Genomic DNA, 17,913 nt, shown 5'->3' on the forward strand with positions numbered 1-17,913 from the left:
TAAGGCATATCGCACGGTTTCCCCCTCCTTTATTGCAAGCGGTTTCATTTGTATGATTCAAATATATTCAATATGGTGTAGGATTCATTCCATAATTTCTTCATTCGCATAAAAGTTATCTTCAGGTCAGAAAAAAGGAAATGTTCCCGTCGTCTCGCCAATCACCAATTCCGGCTCCACGAGGGTTTTAATGTATTTTCCGGGTTGGCCGTCATCATTGTTTATGACCTCAAGCAGCGTGTTCGCCGCCCGGTAGCCCATATCTCGTTCAAACTGTTTAACATGTGTGAATGTGCTGTATCCTTCGATGATGGAAGTCGGATCGTCAAAACTGATGATGGAAATGTCCTCAGGCACCTTCAAACCGGCTTGCCGTGCCATTTGATGGATTTTTACGCCAAGACTTCCGTTTAGCGTAATATAGGCCGTTGCCATTCGATTTTGGATATATCGATACAGAGGATGTGCTTCAGCTTGCTCAAGACTTCCGATTTCAAAACCGGTTACGATGTGGGCCGGGTTAATGAGGGATCCCTTTTCCTTTAAGGCATTCATATATCCATCGATCCGCTCTTGAACGGTAACGGTTTGTATAGGCGAATCAGAGCATATGGCGATTTCACGATGCCCCAGATCCCATAAGTAATTGACGGCCAGGCTAGCGCCAAGCCTACCGTCTGATGCGATATAATGAGTCTCCACCCCTGGAAGGTAACGGTCGATGAGAACAAACGGAAATCCCGCAAATTTCATGCTTAATATTTCTTCATTGAATAATTCCTCGTCAACGGGGAAAATGAGCAGCCCTTCCACACCAATTTTACTGCATGTCTGGATCGCCTCTTTTTCCTTCTCAATGCTGCCCTCCGATAAATAGATCACGAAACGGTAGTCGTTTTCATTTAGTGCTTGCTGAATCCCCTGGACAAGTCTAATGGTAAAATAATCATAAATGCTGGGCATAATCAGACCGATCAGCCTCGTCTGCATTTCTCCGCTGGTTTGATTGGTTTGCTGTACCGCACTTTTAGGAGATGTCGTCGGAATTTCATATTCCGGATCGCTTACAAAGGACCCCTTTCCGGGAACTCTTGTAATGATTCGTTCATTTACCAAGCCGGATAAGGCATGAACAACAGTAATTTTGCTTACTCCGAAACGCTCCATAAGTTCCTTTTCCGTAGGGATACGGTCTCCAACCTTCAATACCTGGGACGTAATCAAATCACGTATATACTCTTGAACCATCTGATACAAAGGTATTCTGTCCGCTGAGTTCACTCCGAATCACCACATTTCATATCAATATATTCAATATATAAAATACGAAAGATGCAAGTGGTTTATTCCATGTCCTTTCTTTGTTCGTCCTAATAAATAACGGGACAGCACAGATTGGGTTCTGGACTGTCCCGTTATTTGTTTAATTAATGATATATAAAATCCAACAGTCAGGTTTCTATATTAACGCGTTTGCTGAAACAGTGGCGGCCCAATAATCAGTGTGTCATTCTGCTCGGCGAGTCCCACAATTTCCTCGAGTGAATGCAGGCCGATTTCTCGGAAGAAATCGTCAATCCCCCCAGGTGCGAAAGTAAAAAGAATACGGCCTATTTCGGGTCCGACGTTAGCCCAGGCGTGAGGTAATCCACGTGGAACCACGACGCTCGTTCCGGGTGTTGCCTCAAACTCATCCTCCCCGCATTGGAAACGGAAAGTTCCTTCAAGAATCTCGAATATCTCTTCCCGTTCCTTATGGATATGCTTTGGGGGACCAATCAAAGCCGGTACACGCGCTTCGACGACAGTAATCGCTCCTCCAACTTGATTACTGTGAATGCGAATGGCCATTTGTTCGCCCGGCATTGTATCGAACCATTCGAGATCCTTCGCGAAAGTAACGCCCGCTTCGGTTACAGCTTGATTTGCCTGTTCCATTTTCATCCTCCTCTACTCAATCAATCCTCAGATTGCATATGCACTTTTTTATCGGCCTCATACAACAACAACATGTAAACCGGCAGAACGCCTTCTGCAGTAAGAGCGTTCTGCCGCGCCTTAGCAATTTTTATTTATATTGCAAACGTTAAACCTACCAGCTGTTCACTGAGGCTCCAGAGTCGATCGGCCGCCTTAGGATCGACCGCATATGACATCACGCCGGAATCCGTTAATGTCGAATTGTTGTCCAAATGAAATTCATTCTCTGCATCCTGTCCCAGAGGAGCAACATCGCAGTTCTCGCAATAGACGCCGCCCATATTGTCAAGCTGTGGGCTCGTCGCACACCATACACTGGTAGCAGCCCCTTGCCCTACCGTCTTGAGATTTTTCGCCGGATCGAGGACCGGCTGTCCATTCTCGTCGATGACGCCAGACGCATGAAGTTCCTCCCTCGAAAGATGCTTTTCGAGACCGGTACCAACGATGCTGCCCGGATGAAGGGAGAAGGCCCGCACGCCGTCGGCCTGGCCGCGTTTGTCGAGCTCGACCGCGAAGAGAATGTTGGCCGTCTTCGACTGACCATAGGCCGCCCAACGATCATACTCGCGCCGTTCGAAATTGGGATCATCGAACACGACAGGGGAAAAGTGATGCCCCCAGGACGAGACGGAAACCACGCGTGCTCCGTTCGCCTTGCGCAGCGCGGGCCAGAGCCGGGCCACAAGCTGGAAATGTCCCAGATGGTTTGTCGCGAATTGCGATTCATATCCTCGCGAGTCACGTTTCATGGGAGATGCCATAATGCCTGCGCTGTTTACCAGAATGTGCAGCGGCCGGCCGGAGGCAAGAAACTTCTCTGCAAAGGCATCGATTGAGGCAGGGTTCAGCAAGTCCATCATTTCAATTTCGATACCATCAATGCCCCCAAGCGCGGCCGCGGCTTTGTTGCGGTCACGCGTCGGCACGATAACCTTGGCTCCAGCAGAACTTAGCACACGCGCGGTTTCAAGACCGAGCCCGGAATAGCCGCCCGTAACGATGGCGATTTTGCCGGACAGGTCGATACCCTTGATGACATCTTCTGCTGTCGAGGAAGCTCCAAACCCGGAACCGATGGGTGCCTGCTTAGTTGTCATATAAAAGATCTCCTTTTTAAATGCTCAAATTTTATAAAGCTGAAAGTTTATTTGAAGAATCCGAAAATGTTCCAATGCATAAGGTTCGTTTTTTAGGCTGTTTTTATCATAGAAGCTCTCCCTGTTTTGATATTTAGACAAAAAACGTAATTTGTCTATGTGTACATTCTATACAACTAGACATTGTTTGTAAAGTGTATAATAATAAATTTATGGACGACAAAAAGAAGCTTCATATACTATCCGTTGCATTGGACGTTTTCTTCAAGTATGGCTATAAGCGAGTGTCAATGAACGAAATAGCGGAAGCCGCCGGTATTTCGCGTGCGAGTCTCTATCTTTATTTTAAGAACAAGGAGGAAGTTTTTAACGCGAGCATTCTACTATACGGCGACAATCTCATCGAAGAAATACTGGAAGGCCTTCCTTCAAAACAAACGCCTGAAGAGAAAATGTTATACGCGTTTGAAGTGTGGTCTATAAACAATTTCGATCAATCATTGAACTCGCCGGAAGTAAAAGAAGTGACCGACAGCTCTTTCTCGTTCGCTCAGGAGGCACTCGATGCGAGCTACAGCAAGCTAGAAGTCATTCTGACCTCTATTTTGGAATCGCGATCGAAATCCAACGGCAGCCCAAGCAGCCTATCTTCAGAGAAATTGGCGCATCTTTTAACAAGCGCATTGCGCGGGTTTAAATTAGTCGCGAGAGACTCCTCCGAACTTCGCCAAATGATTGAAGATTTGCTCCGGGTTATTCTTATCTCTTAGAGAGGAATATGGCTCGTCTCTTCTATCGGGAAAGCAGACTATAGCAACGAATCGCAAAACTCTGCGCAAATTGAAGTGTGCCGACGAAAATGAACTAAGTTGAAGTCACTTATTAAAATGAAACTAAGGCTGCCAGTAGCTGGCAGCCTTTTCATTTTAGAAATGTGTGGTGTATTGTTGGAGGACCTTTATTCTTGGCGTTACTTAATTCCAAACAAATCCTTGCATAGTCTTTTCAAATTAGAGCATAACTAAATTAATTGAGTAGGAAATCGTAGGAATTGTACAGTCGGATAGCCGCGACGAAGAATATCGGCCATTAAAAATAAGAACGAACCGATCGAGCAAATTGATCTGTATGGCGAAGAAATTCCGGATGTAAACAGAACCGTTCTGAGCGCTTGGGGAAAACTTGTATCTGGCGTGTGACCATTGCTATAGTCGGGGACCTGGCATACCCGAAAAATATGTTCATGGAGCAGTAAAGAACGAAAATTGAGAAAAGTGGTTGCAAACTAATAACAATATTTAAAACTAACGATACCTATTGTAGGGAGACACGATCATGAGATTGACAAAAAATAACGGCCTGTACCAGCTCACGTTTATGATGCCAAATTTTTTCCCAGTGAGCTGTTATTTCGTCGAAGAGGAAGACGGATTAACGCTGATCGATACCGCTCTGCCGTATAGCGTGAAAGGCATCATGAACACGGCGGCTCAAATCGGCAAGCCGATTACCCGAATCGTGCTGACCCATGCGCATAACGACCATATCGGTGCTTTGGATGGACTTAAATCCATGCTTCCTGACTCGCAGGTTTATATTTCGGAAAGGGATGCGAAATTGCTGAAAGGAGATGCAACACTGGAGCCGCAGGAGCATCAGACGCCGATCAAGGGCAGGGTTCCGAAGCCAGGAAAAATCATGACGAAGCCCGATGTGCTGCTGCGCGATGACGACAGAATCGGATCGCTGGCCGCCTTTTCCTCCCCAGGTCACACGCCCGGCTCGATGTCATTTCTGGATAAGCGAAGCGGCGCACTGATCGCGGGCGATGCGTTTCAGTCTAAAGGCGGCCTGGCAGTATCGGGCCGGATGAAACTATTGTTCCCGTTTCCAGCTATGGCAACCTGGAGCAAGGAAACGTCGGTTAGCTCCGCGCGCAAGCTGCTGGAGTTGAACCCTACGCTGTTGGCGGTCGGCCACGGACCGATGCTGGAACGTCCACAGCAAGCTATTGCTCATGTAATTGCGGATGCCGAGAAGGCGCTGCGCGGGAGCGCGGGCAAAGGAAGTCGCAGCCATGCCTAGAGCTGGTTTTGATGAGACAGCGGTACTTATGATCCAGAGACTTATTTAAGAATATTCTCCTCCTAATACCGATTTGTTTTCAAGAAGAGTTGACGATCAGAGTTTTTATCGAATGATTTGTAATCCTCTATTCTTTCAAGTTAGCCCTAGTCTTTGTAACCTCCCCTACACAAAAAAACAGGCTTCCGATGATTTCGGAAGTCTGTTTCATAATCGATCTGCTGATTTTAAGGTATAGCGAAATCGATAACCAACATGAATTAAGGATGTATTATTTCAATTTAGCGACGGATACGGCTACCTTCTCCAGCTGTGCGTTCGAGAGGGAATGATCCTGCGAGTAGAGAGTAACAAATCGGTCGTCGAGTTTAAAAGTCAGCATCGCGGTATCGCTTGGTGTATACCATTTAGCCTGCACCCCATTGGAGAGCGTGACATTTTTACCATCATATTCGAAAGCGTAGTCCCGTGGCGATACCTCCACGCTCATATGCTTAAACGTAAACTTGACCGAATCCCCACCAGCAGCTACTTTCTGGAGATTATCATTTTTCGCCGCCTGCATTGGCGCATAAGCCGTAGTAAAGCCGTCGAATTTCGCGAATTCTTTCTTAATCGCCTGAATTTGAGAAGTCGAATAAGTAACAGCCACAAGATCGGCTCCTGTTTGGTTTCCTGTATTCCCATTGTTGGGCGCAGAAGGTGTTCCAATGGTGATGACACCGGTACGGCTATTATAATCAACCGATGCCTTCAATGCCTCGGACAGGGCACGAACCGGAAGATAAGTCGAGTCGTTGTATACGATTGGAGCCAATTTGTTCCCTTTTCCATCCGTCGGTACAAACGTTTTTCCATCGATTTTGAAACTGATGTTGTGATTGAGGTAGGCGGAAATTTTCTGCAAGTTGGTACCGGCGTAGACGCCTGCTGCTCCGGAAACGGTCATTCCTACGACAAGTGCAGCCATAATGGTTCCTTTTACACGATTTTTCATGATTATTCTCTCCCTTGTTGTTTTATTGCCGAAGCAAACGCTATGTCTTACCTTGGTAGAGCTCAAACCTTCTTCATATCCCCGTTTATCTTGTTTAAGGCGGGTGTTCCTTATGTACCTAACTATAAAGTGACTTTATCTCCAAACTATCTCCGAATTGTATCCGACTTGTAAACATTTTTGGTCGAAATCCCGGAATTTTTTTCAAGGGATTTAGCAACAATTTTATATGTCAATTTTGACACATGTTTAGGCATTTTAAGGTATAATTCTTCTGTACGAACCGCAAATTGCACATCAGTCCTAATTTTATGAAGGAGCGGTGAACAAAATAATGAAATATTCGTATTTAGGAAAGTCAGGATTAAAGGTCAGCCGACTGTGCCTTGGCACGATGAATTTCGGTTGGAATACGGAAGAGAAAGATGCTTTTCGCATCATGGATGCTGCGCTTGATGCGGGCATCAACTTCTTTGACACGGCAAACCAATATGCCTTGGGCCGAACCGAAGAAATTATCGGCAATTGGTTCAAACAAGGTGGAGGTCGCCGTGAGCGCACTGTACTGGCAACGAAAGTTTACAATGATATGCATGACGACAACGACGGTCCGAACCGCGAGGCCGGTTTGTCTGCATATAAAATCCGCCGCCATCTTGAAGGCTCGCTGCGCCGTCTACAAACAGACCATATCGAGCTGTACCAAATGCACCATATCGACCGGAACGTAAGCTGGGCCGAACTGTGGAACGCATTCGAAATCGCTGCTGACCAAGGCAAAATCGGGTACGTCGGATCGAGTAACTTCGCTGGCTGGGATATCGCGGTTGCTCAGAGCGAAGCTAAAGGTCGCGGTATGCTTGGCCTTATATCCGAACAGCATAAGTATAATTTATTATGCCGCCTTCCGGAGCTTGAAGTGCTTCCCGCATCGCAAAGCCTCGGACTTGGCGTCTTGCCGTGGAGCCCGCTCGACGGTGGGCTTCTTGCGGGCAATGCGCTGCGCGGCAACTCAAGCAAACGCAGTGGCGATACCCTTCGGCTGGACAAGCACCGGCCGCAGCTCGAAGCATTCGCCAAGTTGTGCGATGAGCTCGGAGAAAGAGAAGACGTCGTCGCCCTCGCCTGGCTGCTCTCCAACCCGGCAGTGACCGCGCCGATTACCGGCGTGCGCACAATGGAGCAGTTCGATCGCACGCTGCGCGCAGTTGAGTTGGAGCTCGACGAGGCGACGCTGAAGCGTCTCGACGAAATCTTCCCGGGTCCTGGCGGCGAGGCGCCGCAGGCTTATGCGTGGTAATTTTTAGTTAAATAATAATGAATAGTTAACGGCAGCCTTCAATTACTAGAGTGGCTGCCGCTAACTTATAATACTCATGTACCCGTGGTTTTATAAATCAAGAGGTCGCAAGATAACATAAAAAGGCCGCCAATCGGCAGCCTCCTTGATATCCATTATTAAAATATTCTCTGCTTATTATCGACTTTAAATGGACCATCCGGATTGCTTGATCAGGTTGGTGACAAGTTCCTCGTCGAAGACGATTCCAAAACCAGGGGTGGCCGGAATATGAATCTCTCCGTTTTCGATTCGATAGCCTGATACATCCATGCCTTCAATGGTAATGTCGTCATATTCCACAAATTCGAAGTTTTGCACCGCAGCTGACAAATGCCCCGACGCGTAAATCCCGTAAGCATTGCCGTAACAATGAGGCGCGGACCGCAAACCATGGGCATCCAGCTTTTCGCCTAATTCCATCCAATGCGTGAAACCAGGCGAGATGATATCGTACTGAAGCACATCGACACACCCGCGAATCGCCCACTCCACGAGATGCGGTGAGGCAAGCCCTTCCCCGTCTGCGATGAGCACATTCTGACCGCGTTGCCGGAGCCATTCCTTCAGGTCCTCGTACAAGGCTTCATCCTCATGAAACGCTTCTTCCAGCCAATACAGGTTCACATCCGTCAAAGCCGCCAATACCTCTTTGGTTAAGTTCAAATTATACGCATTATTTGCATCGATCATAATTTTGCCTGTGGGACCCGCCACTTCTGCAATCCCGCGTACGATCGCAATATCCCGTTTCGTCCCTTCCCAAAACGGCATATGGCGTCCGCCTCGGCCAACCTTAATCTTAAAATGACGCTGGCCCTTCGCAAAGCCTTGTATCGCTTCTTCTTGCATCAATACGACGGCTGCCTTCTCATCGGAAAGATGCAAATCGTCGAAGTATAGAGAGGTGTCATAACATGGGACAACGAATGGGACTCCCCTTTCCAAGTGGGCACCCGTTACCAAGTCATATACTGGTTTGCCTTGTCTCTGCCCTAACCAATCTAACACCGGATATTCCAATGGCAAGCGATACGCTTCGCGCAGTCTGCCCCGGTCATCAAATAAGTCAAGCAATCTGCGGCCTATGATGCCTTCGGCCCACTCCGGCGTCATATGTATCGAGCTGCCGTAACCCGTTTGTCCATCGATCGTAATTCTGGCGATATCGACTGTACAGCTTTTGCCATGAATGCCGATTCTGCCATTGGCCCCGGCGCTTCTGGATCGTTCTCCCCTTAACTTGGCGAATTCGATTTTTTCCACGATCCAATCCGATTGTATACCCGTAATATTCATAGGATCCCCCTCCTTAATCAACTCGGCGGTTTCATTTCCCAATGATTCAAATAGTTCACCACATTAAAGAACTATACGCGGTTAGCAGCCTAGGGTATTCGTCTGTCACATTTCGACATACTCTCTCTATATTTACCAGGAGTAATCCCTTCGACTTTCTTAAAAACTCTAATGAAAACGCTGTCACTTGTATAGCCGACCATCTTGGCGATCTGTGCGTTGGTCAGCCCAGGATCCGACATCAGTTTCTTTGCGTGATCCATCCGTACGACTGTCAGGTAGTCGTTTAAGTTCTGCCCACTTACCCTTTTAAAAAATTGTGAGATATATTGCGGTGTGATTTGCAAATGCTCAGACAATAAATTTAGGCTCATGTTGGGATCGGCGTAATTCGCTTGAATACAAGCCTGTATTTGCAGAAGGAGCTGTTCACTGTGGTCACTCCGTTCCAATTTGAATGATTCGGCAGCCGATAAATACAGGTCCTTCGCTTTTTCAAACATTTCATCGGTTGTTTTACAGGAGAGCAGGAAACGTACAGGATGTATGTCGCCCTCTGTAAGCCTACGGTACGCCAGAGTATCCGAAGTCATGATACGCAGCAGGGTACTGGCGAGACTGAATAATAGGCATCTCCCCAGCTCAGGAGTGATAGATTCGTCGCTAAAATTCATATCGAACAGCTGTTTAAGCAGAAGGACAACCTGCTCTTTGTCACCGCTTCGAACACAATTGATTAACTGCAGCTCGGTTTCGACGGGGTAATAATATTGCAGCTTTTGCTGGCGGATATCATGATAATAAAAGATGGACAGCTGCCCATTTACCATCCTGTACTCCAAGGCGGCAGCCGCCTCCAAATAGGCTTCTCCAATCTGATGCTGCCCCTCATGAACTCCGCTTATGGCTATACTGATCTCCAGCTTGAATCGGGTCTCCAAAATGCGGTGCAATTCAGAGACGATGTCCTTAACCCGGCAAGTCGGATGCACCAACTGATCCGGCAATAGATTGACGAGCAGGGCCAGCCGGTTTTTCTCCAGGTCTATGGTATGTATCGTATGCAAGTCGTAGATAGAATCTTCAGCCAAATTGGAGATAATAAATCGGACCAATGCCCATTGTTTTTCACTTTGGTTCGGTGCGAACCGGGTCAAGTCGTCCACTTGAACGAGAATGACGGCAAAATGAGGAAACGGAAACTGGATTCCCATAAATTCCAGCGATTGTTTCATTTGCTCTGGAGGCTCATAATAGCCTTGAAGCACACGATGCAAATAATTTGAACGAAGCAAGGGCAGCTGCTGGGTAAGCTTGTTCTTAATACTTCTCTCCTCGTCCCAGGAAACCTTCATCATTTCCATGATGTAGTCAAATTCATCACCAGCCGCTTTCCGGGGATGGAACTTTCCGGACGGTATCGCCTCTACAATTCTTTTGATTGGAAAATAATTTCTATATGTGATTCCATACGCTGCTGCGCTCCCTACAAGGATGCATAACAAGAGAAGCCACAGCGCAAGATGCTCCATTTGTTTTAATTTATGCAGATATAAATTCAATGGCATCACATCAATATAGTACCATCCGACTTGTTCCGAGGTGGTGAATGATACCATCACATCTTGACCGTTCAGATTAGTATTGAGTAGACCGGTATTCGACTTGAGTTCGTTCAATATGGATTTTGATAAAGGGCTGGCACCGGGTGTACTGCTGATGAGTTCATGATTTTGGTCCACGATATAAACGGAGCTCCCGTTTGCCGACTCGATTTTTCGTGTCATTTCGTGAATTTTGGCTTCATCGATCAGAACGACAAGACTCCCTTTAATCGTGGAGGTGTCTTCGACAGGCAGCGATTGCATAAAGGTAATTACTTTCATAGGGTCATTCTTCAGGCTGCTATTTCGCTGTAAGGTTGCGGCCGGCAGGTAAGTTTGACTATGGTAGCTGATAATCTGTTTACGCCATTCTTCATAGGTAAGATGATCAAAGCTATAATATTTATCGTAAAAGCTGTGCGAATCGGTCACGAGGTTCGGTTTGATCACAGAATCACTTCGGTCCAAAAAAATATAGAAATCGTAAACAAAATTGTTGGTCATGTGGGAGTACATTTTTAAATAGTCTCTTGAAAACTGTACCAGATGATATCGTTCGGATAAGTTTTTGCTCTGCGTATCCAATAAATAACGCAGCTTAGGATTGAGTATCATTTGATTGGATAAATGTTCAATATCTTTAAGATTGCTGTCTATATTGAGACGCATTTGCTCCAGCATGCCAAGATTGGAACGTTCCGCATTTGCTTTCATGATATGTTCAAACTGGGTATAGAAAACAAACCAGATGATGATGGGAAGCAGGAGCAGCAGACAATTGGATACGAGCATCCTGATGAATAGGCTTCTTCTTTTGCTCCCGGCATTCTTTTTTCGGATGAATGAAAACATTGCGATCCTCCTAGTATAGAAAAGCTTGCTCACTCCCTATTATTCGGGAAGAGCAAGCTTACTCCCTTCGTTGGATGACCGATTCGTGTGACGATCATTCTTTTAACGCACCGATCAGGACACCGTGCACAAAATACTTTTGCAGAAACGGATACAGACATAATATCGGAAGAGTGGAAATGATAATTGTCGCATACTTGATCGTGATTCCGATGTCTAACCGATCTGAGGCCGCTGCATCGGTCGTCATGCTGTCCGTACTGTTCGAGATCAGAATTTCACGGAGAACTAGCTGTAGGGGAAATAACTCCCGGTCACGCAAATAAATCAATGCGCTAAAGTACGAATTCCAATGTCCGACGGCGTACCACAAAATCATGACGGCTATAACGGGCATCGAGAGAGGGACAATGATCCGGCTCATGATGGTCCAGTCATTCGCTCCGTCGATCCGCGCGGATTCCTCCAGACTCACAGGTACCGCTTGAAATGCGGTCCGCATAATGATCAAATTAAATGAACTGACTGCCCCAGGCAAGAGAAGTGCCCAAGGCGTATCCAGCATACCGAGACTGTTCACCAGCAGAAACGATGGAATGAGCCCCCCATTGAACACCATCGTGATCACGATCATGAACATGATGGAATTGCTGAAATAGACGTTGCGGCGAGAAAGGGCATAGGCTCCAAGTGTTGTCATGAATAAGTTGATGGCTGTACCGCCAGCGACATAAAAAATCGTGTTTCGGTAACCGGTCAGAATCATCGGATTATCCATTACGGCTTTATATGCCTCCAAGTTAAATCCTTTTGGGTAAAACAGCATGCCACGAAATCGGGCCATTTCTGTAGGATCGCTCAAAGAAGCGAACAATACGTAAAGGAACGGGTAAAGCGTGACGAAGCAAAGCAGAATCATGAAGCACGTGTTGACGCCGGAAAATATCCATTCACCCAGGCTGCGTTTGTGAAGCATATCGTTTCTCCTTTTACCATAATTTATGTTCACTCACTCGTTTGCTAATGGAATTGGCGAGTACGATCAGAATGAAGCTGATGACCGAATTGAACAGCCCCACGGCAGCGGTATAACCGAAATCGGCTCCAAGAATACCTTTTCTGTATACATAGGTGGAGATGACATCGGCCGTCTCATAGGTTATCGGATTGTACATGAGGATAATTTTCTCGCTCCCGACGGAAAGCATGGATCCAATATTGAGGATGAACATGATCACAATGGTTGGCATAATTCCGGTTAGGGTAATATGCAAGGTCTGTTTCCATCGTCCTGCTCCGTCAATCCGGGCCGCATCATAAAGCGTCGGATCGATATTGGCAATAGATGCGAGATAGATGATAGAGCCCCATCCGATTCCTTGCCAGATGCCCGAGGAAATGTACATGAACCGAAACCATTCCGGCTCCTGCATGAAAGCAATCGGTTGAAGTCCAATCATGAGGAGAAGGTTATTCACCAGACCGTCTCGGGCAAAGAAATCGATCATCATCCCTACCACAACGACGATGGAGATAAAGTGCGGGAGGTAACTTATCGTCTGTACGATCCGTTTAAAATAGCCCTTCCGAATTTCATTAAGCAATAACGCAAGGATAATCGAAGCGGGAAATGCGAACAGCAATTCATAAATATTGATCAACACGGTGTTCCGAATCAGTCTCCAAAAATAGTAATTTCGAAAAAAGCTTTTAAAATGGTCGAAACCAACCCACGGACTTCCCCAAATGCCGTCTGCAAGCCCGTAATCTTTAAAAGCAATCTGCAGACCATACATCGGTCCGTAATGAAAAACGATATAGTAGGCAATGACAGGCAGCAGTATAAGATAAATGTAGCGATTTCGGATCATGTCCCTTTTAATGATGCTCCATTTCGTGTCTGCCCGGTTCCCTGTTGCCGTCGTCACCATATTTCCCTGCACATTAGGCATGGCTTACTCCTTCTTTGAACACGGGAGAACGGCAAGCCGCAAGCTTTCCGCCTCCAGTTTAGTAGGCTTTTTAGCGGTTGTTGTAGCGTTCCAATCCGGATTGCTGCATTTTGATCGCATCGTCGAGCCCCATGCTTTTCAGGGTAGCGACATACTCATCGAACTTATTTAGCGATTCTGCGCCCATAATAAATTTAACGATCATTTCATTTTTGTAGGTGTCGACATCGTTCATGATCGAGGCATATCGGCTGTTGTCTTCCCTGGCGATAGTGATCGGAGGCATTCTCTTTTCATTCGAAGGTTCTGCCCAGACGGTTAAAGCCTCTTGCTGCTCCGGTCTGGCCGCATATTGCTCCATGTAGCGTACATCCTGCAAGAACGGACCGGCATCAGCGGACAAGACATGCTGTTTAAGAGATTGCGCAAGCGGCAATCCATCCGGATTGTTCATGACCGAGTCCGTATACTTCGGATAACCGTTATCCATCGTATAGGATACGCCTTCTTTACCGAAGTTCATGATCATTCGTCCTTCTTCACTATAGAAGTAATCGAGGAATTTTACAGTTTCTGCTACGTGCTTGTTGCTTCCGGTAATAGCCGTGAATATGCCTACAATTTGATTGTCCATTTGACCGAATATCGGTTTATCGCCGGACTTCAATGTCGGATAAGGTGTGGCAACAAGCCTGAATTGCGGTTCCTTGGACTCCATTAAATCCATAAATCTGCCCAAGCCGCCGCCTACTGCCATAACAGCCGCGCCGACCTGATTGCCGGTCATTTTGGCATCGTACATTTTGCTGTCATTGGCTGCAAAGTCTTTGTCCAGCAAGCCCTCATTGTACCAACGGTTCATGGTTGTAAGGTATTCCTTATATTCGGGTTGAACGGGGCCATATTTGACCGTATTTCCTTCATGATAAAAGCCGTTCGGGATTCCAAAAACTCCAGTAAAAGCAAGCTCGCCTGCTCCGACCATGATCGGAATTTCATCCGCCTTCCCGTTGCCGTTGGGATCTTGCTCCTTAAACGCTTTCAAAACGGTGTACCATTCGTCGATCGTTTTAGGAATAGGCAAGCCCAACTTGTCCAGCCAATCTTTACGTATAACCGGGCCGTCGTGGGTTTGCAGTTTTCTAACGGGGCGGATGAACGGGAAGCCGATAATATCACCTTTGTCAGTAGATGCTTGCCTTCTCCATTCCGGATTCTCGTCCAGCAGCTTTTTGAAGTTAGGAGCATCATCCAAATAGTCGTTTAATGGAATGATCTTACCATCCTGAATCGCTTTTTGAGCGCCTCCCGGATAATTATTCCACGAATACTCCACGACATCCGGCAGCGATTTCGAGGCCATCATCAAGTTGAATTGTTCCCCACCTTGGCCTTGGGCCGGGTGTTGATAATCGATGGTGACACCGGTGTTCTTTTCGATTTCTTTAATGGCGGTAATCTCTCCATAGCTTTTCATAATGGCCGCTGCGTCCTTATGCATCTCTTTCCAATACGATAAGTGGCTCAAAGGTTCGGTAGTCTCTGCGGATTTCGTACTCCCCTTTGCCGTCTCCTCACTGCTGCAGCCGGCCATCGCTATGGCGGCTAGCCCCAAACATAAAACAGGTGCAAGCTTATTGATTATTTTCCTGCTCATCTGCATAAATCGTAGCTCCTCCTCAATTTTAGATGTGCTTTTGCCATATTCAGCATAAAGGATGGTGGTTTCTCCCGAAATCGTACAAAATCAGAAAAGGTTTGCCGTTATTAAGATCGACTACTTGCGAAAATAAAACTGAATCGACCATATTAATGAATATAGACGAAAACGCGTTGGTTTCCTTGTCTTTCTTCGGCTGCGTAACCTGTTGTTGTCGTCGGATTTGACAGGAACATCTATCTTTAGAATACAAAAAGCCGCAGGTGTGCGGCTATTATCTTCATCTTAATCGTTTATGGGATTCACATCTGGGGGATAAACCACATTCGGGTTTTTGCTTAACTGAGCTTCAGTTCCAACAAAAAAAGATTCGACTGCCGGATCCTGGAGTCCCCCTTGAGCTTCTGCCTTTGTAACTTTATGCGAATGAATGAGCTCATCTGTATGTTCCGCTTCGTGAAAGAACACGATCAGTGGAAGATTACCGAATTGGTCATGACCGCGGTATGGGCCAGCGGCAATCAAAATATTATGAATTTGGCCGGCCAACACAACTAAACTCTTCGAGAAGTTTCAAGTGCCTCAGCATGCCTGCTGCTCTGATAATCACTTAGTAAACGCTGCATTTTTTCCATCGTGCCATCTTGATGAGGAACATGAATGGAGACGGTCAAATTCGGATCATGTAAATACTGAAACGAAACAAGATCAAAATTCAACTTCCCGAGATTCGGACAGTGCAGCGTCTTTGGAGCATCTATGGCATCGAGTACTTCATGATCATCCCAAAACTCCCGAAACTCCCTGCTAACTTGGGACAAGGCGTCGAACTGTTCGGACCACCATGGGTCGTCACCGTGACGCGCATAACCGGCATGAAAATTAGCGACAATCCGTCGCGCATGCATTTCCCATTGTTCTCCCTTAGCGTAACGGAAGCGGGGTGAAGTAAACGTCATCCATACGAAATTCCGTTCCCGATCTGACATAGAGGCCAGCTCCCCATTCAACGCGCAATAAGCTTCATTCCAGGCAATGATGTTCATACGCGCATCCATGACATTTGCCGCGGACAGGTTTTGGCTATCTAGAAAGCGTTGAAGTTCCGGTGTAACCTTAGATGTTTTCTTTGTTTCAACCAAGGGATATTGCTTACGGGCCAGATGGTACAGATGTCTGCGTTCCGATTCATCTAGCCGGAGCACTTCTGCTATCCGATCAAGGATTTCTACGGATACGTTAATATGACGCCCCTGTTCCAAGTAGGTATACCAATCCAATCCCACACCTGCCAACAGAGCCACCTCACCTCGGCGAAGTCCAGGTGTACGTCTGCGTCCGGAATCCTGTAATCCTGCTTGCTTAGGTGTTATCCTTTCTCGCCGTGAGCGTAAAAATCGAGATAATTCCTCGTAACGGTCCAATCTCTTCGACATAATCCCCATGCCCCCTACTATATTCATGAACGTAGGATTCCCAATCCTACGATAACCAGATCTCTTCCTAGCCTCTTCAGGTTTCATTAAACTCAGTTTATGTCCTCCAAAGGAGGAAAAGCAAGAATGGATAAGACAGTGATGAATGCCCCAACCTGTTCTTTTCCATTCGAACCAATCTGATTGAGGTGATGACAATGAAAGTAGCCGCCATTGTCGGCAGCATCCGCAAGGAATCTTTTAATTTAAAGCTAGCTTACTATATTCAACATCGTTATAAGCATCTTTTCCAATTGGATGTGTTGAATATTCGGGATCTTCCCTTTTACGATCAGGATATGGAGTCCGCTCCGCCGCAGACGGTTATCGATTTCAAGGGCAAAGTCGCTGAAGCCGACGCGGTGTTATGGGTCACTCCTGAGTATAATTCAACCATTCCAGGTGTCATGGTAAATGCAATTGACTGGTTATCCCGCGTTGACCAAGTGATGGTCGGTAAGCCCTCTTGGATCGTAGGCTCTTCCATGGGTCTGCTGGGATCGGTGAAAGCTCAGGGCCATCTACGTGATATATTGTTTGCTTCCGGCATTTCATCGCCGCTGTTACCGGGAAATGAAGTTTACATCGGCCTTGTGCATGAGAAATTTAATGAGAAGAGTGAGTTGACAGATGAACCTACGATTAAGCACCTGGATCTCGTATCCGGGAATTTCGTGAAATGGGCAAAGGAACAATCCCGATTAAAGCAGCTGCAAAGTCAAGTATAAACGAGAATCTGGAGGAAAAAGATGTTTGAGCATATTGTACTATTGAAATTCAAGCCCGATGTTTCGACTGCAAAAAAAGAAGAAGCCGTCATGCAAGTGTATGACTTTAAGGGAAACATTCCGGGTATCACAGAAATTAGCGCTGGAATGAACGTTACGGAGGAGAAGGAGCATATGCAGGAGTATACGCTGGGAATCCGCGTCTCTTTTGAGAATCAACAGGCTTGCCAGGACTATATTCAGCATCCCCTGCATCAAGAGTTTTTGCAGACGATTGGCCCATATGTTGAAGGGATTATCGTTATGGACTACCCCTGGAAAGGTCAGGATTAGAAGAATACACATATTTTGTTAATAAAAAAAGCCGCAGTTATGCGGCTTTTAAAATGGCTTAACGACCATGAGCACCAATACGGCAATCATCAGCAGCATGGCTGCCATCTCGATGGGCACGATCTTTTTTAACTGCAGTCCGAATTCGGCAGGTATGTCATTACCTTGGTCTTGACGCTCAGATATAGTTTTTCTGATCTTTTTCATACGCGGCTCGATCCATCCGTCGATCAGTCCAACCATGAGAAGCGCTAAGAGAATGGATACATTCAGCCACATTTGGGATAACCCCATCTTGGTTATGATCATAAGCCCAACCCCGGTTAGAATAAGTCCGGTTCCACCAATTTTAGTAATGATGGCCAGTTTGGCCGTTATACCTAAAACAAAATGCAGCTGGCCGACCGTTCTGGCGGATCTCCGAATGATAGGCGTTACGAAAGTGGGGCCGATAAAAGCGATCGAAGACAATATATGCAAAACGAGCAGTAATCCAAATAAACCCATCA

Annotated in this window: 17 protein-coding genes; 5 read left to right on the forward strand and 12 right to left on the reverse strand. The window is 46.5% G+C overall.

Annotated elements, in window-relative coordinates; all coding sequences use genetic code 11:
- Positions 1 to 126: 126 nt before the first annotated feature.
- The 3 genes from ABIE48_RS16435 to ABIE48_RS16445 form a co-directional block, all read right to left on the reverse strand.
- A complete protein-coding gene (locus ABIE48_RS16435; RefSeq protein WP_192715248.1) occupies positions 127 to 1,248 on the reverse strand; it encodes a substrate-binding domain-containing protein in 1,122 nt (373 codons plus the stop codon).
- 216 nt (positions 1,249 to 1,464) lie between these two features.
- Positions 1,465 to 1,938 (reverse strand): cupin domain-containing protein, encoded by a 474-nt coding sequence (locus ABIE48_RS16440; RefSeq protein ID WP_192713892.1) that lies wholly within the window; start codon positions 1,936 to 1,938, stop codon positions 1,465 to 1,467.
- Positions 1,939 to 2,072: 134 nt separating this feature from the next.
- Positions 2,073 to 3,080 (reverse strand): oxidoreductase, encoded by a 1,008-nt coding sequence (locus ABIE48_RS16445; RefSeq protein WP_192713891.1) that lies wholly within the window; start codon positions 3,078 to 3,080, stop codon positions 2,073 to 2,075.
- Between the two features lie 212 nt (positions 3,081 to 3,292).
- Here ABIE48_RS16445 and ABIE48_RS16450 point away from each other — a divergent pair, with 212 nt between their 5' ends.
- Together ABIE48_RS16450 and ABIE48_RS16455 are read left to right on the forward strand one after the other, a co-directional pair.
- A complete protein-coding gene (locus tag ABIE48_RS16450) occupies positions 3,293 to 3,850 on the forward strand; it encodes a TetR/AcrR family transcriptional regulator (protein WP_192713890.1) in 558 nt (185 codons plus the stop codon).
- A gap of 565 nt (positions 3,851 to 4,415) precedes the next feature.
- The gene (locus ABIE48_RS16455; protein ID WP_145018531.1) at positions 4,416 to 5,165 is read left to right on the forward strand and encodes an MBL fold metallo-hydrolase; all 750 of its coding nucleotides are present in this window, start codon (positions 4,416 to 4,418) and stop codon (positions 5,163 to 5,165) included.
- A 271-nt stretch (positions 5,166 to 5,436) separates the two neighbouring features.
- On the opposite strand, the gene ABIE48_RS16460 is transcribed toward ABIE48_RS16455, so the two are convergent.
- Positions 5,437 to 6,162: a stalk domain-containing protein gene (locus tag ABIE48_RS16460; RefSeq protein ID WP_192713889.1), complete on the reverse strand. Its 726-nt coding sequence runs from the start codon at positions 6,160 to 6,162 to the stop codon at positions 5,437 to 5,439.
- 334 nt (positions 6,163 to 6,496) lie between these two features.
- Between ABIE48_RS16460 and ABIE48_RS16465 the strand changes: the two genes are divergently transcribed.
- Positions 6,497 to 7,462 carry an aldo/keto reductase gene (locus ABIE48_RS16465; protein ID WP_145022875.1) on the forward strand — a complete coding sequence of 322 codons (966 nt, stop codon included), beginning with the start codon at positions 6,497 to 6,499 and terminating at the stop codon, positions 7,460 to 7,462.
- 186 nt (positions 7,463 to 7,648) lie between these two features.
- On the opposite strand, the gene ABIE48_RS16470 is transcribed toward ABIE48_RS16465, so the two are convergent.
- The 7 genes from ABIE48_RS16470 to ABIE48_RS16500 all read right to left on the reverse strand — a co-directional run bounded on the left by ABIE48_RS16470 (position 7,649) and on the right by ABIE48_RS16500 (position 16,304).
- Positions 7,649 to 8,800: an enolase C-terminal domain-like protein gene (locus ABIE48_RS16470; RefSeq protein ID WP_192713888.1), complete on the reverse strand. Its 1,152-nt coding sequence runs from the start codon at positions 8,798 to 8,800 to the stop codon at positions 7,649 to 7,651.
- An 89-nt stretch (positions 8,801 to 8,889) separates the two neighbouring features.
- The gene (locus tag ABIE48_RS16475) at positions 8,890 to 11,256 is read right to left on the reverse strand and encodes a helix-turn-helix domain-containing protein (RefSeq protein WP_192713887.1); all 2,367 of its coding nucleotides are present in this window, start codon (positions 11,254 to 11,256) and stop codon (positions 8,890 to 8,892) included.
- A 94-nt stretch (positions 11,257 to 11,350) separates the two neighbouring features.
- Complete coding sequence (locus tag ABIE48_RS16480) at positions 11,351 to 12,232, reverse strand: carbohydrate ABC transporter permease (protein ID WP_076164814.1); 882 nt, start codon at positions 12,230 to 12,232, stop codon at positions 11,351 to 11,353.
- A 13-nt stretch (positions 12,233 to 12,245) separates the two neighbouring features.
- Positions 12,246 to 13,208: an ABC transporter permease gene (locus ABIE48_RS16485; RefSeq protein ID WP_192713886.1), complete on the reverse strand. Its 963-nt coding sequence runs from the start codon at positions 13,206 to 13,208 to the stop codon at positions 12,246 to 12,248.
- 70 nt (positions 13,209 to 13,278) lie between these two features.
- Positions 13,279 to 14,871 (reverse strand): extracellular solute-binding protein, encoded by a 1,593-nt coding sequence (locus ABIE48_RS16490; protein WP_192713885.1) that lies wholly within the window; start codon positions 14,869 to 14,871, stop codon positions 13,279 to 13,281.
- 282 nt (positions 14,872 to 15,153) lie between these two features.
- Positions 15,154 to 15,417, reverse strand: coding sequence for a hypothetical protein (locus tag ABIE48_RS16495; RefSeq protein WP_186325790.1), 264 nt, complete (start codon positions 15,415 to 15,417; stop codon positions 15,154 to 15,156).
- Positions 15,418 to 15,422: 5 nt separating this feature from the next.
- Complete coding sequence (locus ABIE48_RS16500) at positions 15,423 to 16,304, reverse strand: helix-turn-helix transcriptional regulator (protein ID WP_145018515.1); 882 nt, start codon at positions 16,302 to 16,304, stop codon at positions 15,423 to 15,425.
- A gap of 197 nt (positions 16,305 to 16,501) precedes the next feature.
- Between ABIE48_RS16500 and ABIE48_RS16505 the strand changes: the two genes are divergently transcribed.
- Positions 16,502 to 17,071: an NADPH-dependent FMN reductase gene (locus ABIE48_RS16505; protein WP_192715247.1), complete on the forward strand. Its 570-nt coding sequence runs from the start codon at positions 16,502 to 16,504 to the stop codon at positions 17,069 to 17,071.
- Between the two features lie 21 nt (positions 17,072 to 17,092).
- Positions 17,093 to 17,404: a Dabb family protein gene (locus ABIE48_RS16510; protein WP_192713884.1), complete on the forward strand. Its 312-nt coding sequence runs from the start codon at positions 17,093 to 17,095 to the stop codon at positions 17,402 to 17,404.
- A gap of 48 nt (positions 17,405 to 17,452) precedes the next feature.
- Here the strand turns inward: ABIE48_RS16510 and ABIE48_RS16515 are convergent, their stop codons facing one another.
- Positions 17,453 to 17,911, reverse strand: a complete 459-nt coding sequence (locus ABIE48_RS16515) for a DUF2269 family protein (RefSeq protein ID WP_192713883.1) — start codon at positions 17,909 to 17,911, stop codon at positions 17,453 to 17,455.
- Between the last annotated feature and the right edge of the window lie 2 nt (positions 17,912 to 17,913).

This window comes from Paenibacillus sp. OAE614 (assembly GCF_040546645.1).
In the GTDB taxonomy this organism is placed as follows: Bacteria; Bacillota; Bacilli; order Paenibacillales; family Paenibacillaceae; genus Paenibacillus_AQ; species Paenibacillus_AQ favisporus.